This window comes from Streptomyces anandii JCM 4720 (assembly GCF_014650655.1).
In the GTDB taxonomy this organism is placed as follows: domain Bacteria; phylum Actinomycetota; class Actinomycetes; order Streptomycetales; family Streptomycetaceae; genus Streptomyces; species Streptomyces anandii.
Genome location: NZ_BMVJ01000003.1, coordinates 268,090 through 271,509 on the forward strand (window position 1 = coordinate 268,090; position 3,420 = coordinate 271,509).

Annotated in this window: 3 protein-coding genes and 1 pseudogene; 2 read left to right on the plus strand and 2 right to left on the minus strand. The window is 75.6% G+C overall.

Going from position 1 to position 3,420, the window contains the following annotated elements; all coding sequences use genetic code 11:
* Positions 1-481, plus strand: a pseudogene (locus IE249_RS36555) (O-antigen ligase family protein); the annotation flags it as partial.
* Positions 482-649: 168 nt separating this feature from the next.
* Here the strand turns inward: IE249_RS36555 and IE249_RS07140 are convergent.
* Both IE249_RS07140 and IE249_RS07145 read right to left on the minus strand, forming a co-directional pair.
* Positions 650-1,192 (minus strand): hypothetical protein, encoded by a 543-nt coding sequence (locus IE249_RS07140; protein ID WP_189703912.1) that lies wholly within the window; start codon positions 1,190-1,192, stop codon positions 650-652.
* A gap of 104 nt (positions 1,193-1,296) precedes the next feature.
* Entirely contained in the window at positions 1,297-2,082 is a 786-nt protein-coding gene (locus tag IE249_RS07145) for a glutamate racemase (protein ID WP_189703913.1), read from the minus strand.
* A gap of 57 nt (positions 2,083-2,139) precedes the next feature.
* Between IE249_RS07145 and IE249_RS07150 the strand changes: the two genes are divergently transcribed.
* Positions 2,140-3,336, plus strand: a complete 1,197-nt coding sequence (locus IE249_RS07150) for a glycosyltransferase (RefSeq protein WP_189703914.1) — start codon at positions 2,140-2,142, stop codon at positions 3,334-3,336.
* Positions 3,337-3,420 lie beyond the last annotated feature (84 nt).

Below are 3,420 nucleotides of genomic sequence, written 5' to 3' on the forward strand. Positions count from 1 at the left end.
GCTGCCCGGCGGGCTCGCCGACTCGCTCGAGGGGCAGCTGACCGCACACCGCGTCGCGCTGTGGCGGGACGCGCTCCACCTCGCCCACCGCAACGCCGGCCTGGGCGTGGGGCCGGGCCGCTTCGGGGAGTTCAGCGCGACGGCGGCCCAGTCCCTGCAGCCCGACGGCAAGCCTCACTCGGCGCTGTGGCAGCAGGCCGCCGAGCAGGGGCTGATCGGCGTGGCGCTGCTGGCGGCGGCGTACGGATGGGTGCTCCACGCGCTGTGGCGCACCGCGCGCCCCACGCCCGTCGCCCTGACGGCGGGTGCCGCGCTGACCGCGCTGGCCGCGATCGCCGCCGTCGGTGACGCGCTGAGCTTCACCGCTGTGTCGGTGGGCGCCGGACTCCTGGCCGGACTGGCCACGGCACGCCCGCTGGCCGACGAACCCCGACCCGTGGTCACCGGAACCCGGCCGTCCCGGGACCGCCTGACACCCTGAGCCCGAGCCCGGCGGACTCGGTGAGCCCGGCGGACTTTGCAGGACCGGCAGACACGGTGAGCCCGGCCGGCGCCGCAAGGCCGACCGACGCCGCGGACCCAGCCGACGCGGCGAGCCCGGCCGGCACCGCGGACCCTACTGCCCCGGTGAGCCCACACGCCGCCGTGCTCAGACGGTGCCCGGTGTCGGCGGGTGGAGCCGGTCCTTGATCACGCGGACCGCCGACTCGGCGTTGTCGATCGTGACGGTGAACGTGTGCCCGTCCCACAGCCGCAGCACGATGCCCTCGCCCCGCCGCACGACGACGGCGGTGCCCTTCTCGGGCCGCCAGCGGTAGCCCCAGCCGCCCCAGTGGCGGGGGGTGACATGCGGCGCGAACTCGGCGCCCGCGACGTGCGAGAGCGGGATCCGGCGGCGCGGCAGCCCGATGTGGCCGCAGCGCACCTCCAGAGTCTCCTTGTCGACCTTCAGCGCCACGTGCACGAAGGCCAGGGTGCCGAAGAGGACGAGCAGTCCGGCCGCGATGCAGCCCACGACGGACATCACCAGGGGGGCGACGCCGGAGCTCCACGCCGAGTCGACGGCCAGTTCGACGCCCAGCGCCAGACAGGCGGCACCGACCAGCGCCAGCAGCCACTGGAACCTGTTCGTGGCACGTCCGGTCCAGACGTCGGGGTGCGGGCCGTGGTCGCCGCGGCGGTGGTCCCTCATGTCAACGAGGTTACTCAGGTTTCCCGCCGTGGGTAGCGCGTCGCGGACGGAGAGTGTCCCGGGCTGCCGCGCACCGGCCGGGCACCCGCGCGGACCGCCGGGGGTCAGTGCGCGGGGGTGACCGACTCGAGGAGGCGGCCCTCGTCGTAGGCGAGCGCCGGTGCGGGCAGCGCGCCCTGCCGTCCGTTGAGCAGGACCGTCACGACGCCCCGCGTGGGGGCCTCGGGTTCGGGCCGGGCGCCGATGCGGCGCAGGGCCTGCGCGGCTACGGCGCCCGCCGAGCCGTGCAGCACCAGCGGCGGGTCGCCCGGACGCTGCACGGCGGCGCGGATGCGCTCGGCGACCAGTTCGTAATGGGTGCAGCCCAGGACGACGGTGGTCACGTCACGCGGAGTCAGCGCGGCCGCCGCCGCGATCGCGTCGTCGATCGCGGGCTGGTCGGCGTGCTCCACGGCCTCGGCCAGTCCCCGGCAGGGCACCTCGGTGACGGGCACACCGCCGGCGAAGTCGCGGATCAGGCCCCGCTGGTAGGGGCTGCCGGTGGTGGCGGGCGTGGCCCAGATGGCCACGGGGCCGCCGCCCGCCGCGGCCGGCTTGATCGCGGGCACCGTGCCGATGACCGGCAGGGCCGGTTCCAGGAGCGTGCGCAGGGTGGTCAGCGCGTGCACGGTCGCGGTGTTGCAGCCGACGATCAGGGCGTCGGGCGCGTGCGCCGCGGCAGCCTCGGCGACGGCGACCGCGCGCGAGGTGAGGTCCTCCGGCGTACGAGGACCCCACGGCATGCCCGCGGGGTCCAGGGAGAGCACCAGATCTGCGTCGGGTCGAAGGCGCCGCACCGCGGCGGTGGCCGCCAGCAGCCCGATTCCGGAGTCCATGAGCGCGATCTTCACCCGGCCACGATAGACGATGCCCTCGAACGAGCGACCCGCGTGGGGCAGACTGCGCGGGTGAGCGTGATCGTGTGGAGTGCCGTCGTATCGCTTGCCGCCTGGCTGTGGCTGCTGCTCGCCCAGGGGTTCTTCTGGCGCACGGACGTCAGGCTTCCCCCGCCCGCGCACGACGGTCCGCCGCCGCTCCCGGACGCCGGCGACTGGCCCGCCGTGTGCGTCGTGGTCCCCGCGCGGGACGAGGCCGGCGTACTGCCGCGGAGCCTGCCCACGCTGCTCGCCCAGGACTATCCCGGGCGGGCTGAGGTCTTCCTGGTCGACGACGGCAGCACGGACGGCACCGGGGACCTCGCCCGCGAGCTGGCGCGCGGGGGCGGGCTGCCGCTGACGGTGGCCTCTCCGGGCGAGCCGCCGGCCGGCTGGACGGGCAAGCTGTGGGCCGTGCGGCACGGCATCGGCCTGGCACGCGCGCGTGCCCCCGAGTACCTGCTCCTGACGGATGCTGACATCGCCCACGCCCCGGACAGCCTGCGCCGGCTCGTGGCGTCGGCGCGTGCCGGCGGCTTCGACCTGGTGTCCCAGATGGCCCGGCTGCGGGTGGAGAGCGTCTGGGAGCGGCTGGTGGTGCCGGCGTTCGTCTACTTCTTCGCGCAGTTGTATCCCTTCCGCCGGATCGGCCGCAGGGGCTCGCGGACGGCGGCGGCCGCGGGCGGCTGCGTGCTGCTGCGCGCCGACACCGCCGAGCGGGCGCGCGTCCCGGACGCGATCCGGCAGGCCGTGATCGACGATGTTGCGCTCGCCCGTGCGGTGAAGGGCGGCGGCGGGCACATCTGGCTGGGGCTGGCCGAGGGCGTGGACAGCGTGCGCCCCTATCCCCGGCTGCACGACCTGTGGCGCATGGTCTCGCGCAGCGCGTACGCGCAGTTGCGTCACAACCCGCTGCTGCTGCTCGGCACGGTCGCCGGCCTGGTCCTCGTCTACCTCGTGCCGCCGGTGGCCCTGCTCGCGGGCCTGGCGGCGGGCAGCGCGGCGGGCGCCCTCGCGGGCGGTCTGGCGTGGCTGGTGATGACGGGGACGTACGTCCCGATGCTGCGCTACTACCGTCAGCCGCCGTGGCTCGCTCCGCTGCTGCCGCTCACCGCGTTCCTCTACCTGCTGATGACGGTGGACTCGGCGGTGCAGCACTACCGGGGCCGGGGCGCGGCCTGGAAGGGCCGCACCTATGCGCGCCCCGACGCCGTGCCCGACGAGGGATGAGTGCTCACCGGGCCCGGCGGACGGCTCACTTGCGGCCGGGGGTCCAGTTCATGCCCCAGCCGTAGGCGCGGTCGATGGTGCGCT

Bases quoted from the DNA above. Each gene is read 5' to 3' on its own strand.
- IE249_RS07140 (WP_189703912.1), bottom strand. From the start codon at position 1,192: ATGAGGGACCACCGCCGCGGCGACCACGGCCCGCACCCCGACGTCTGG.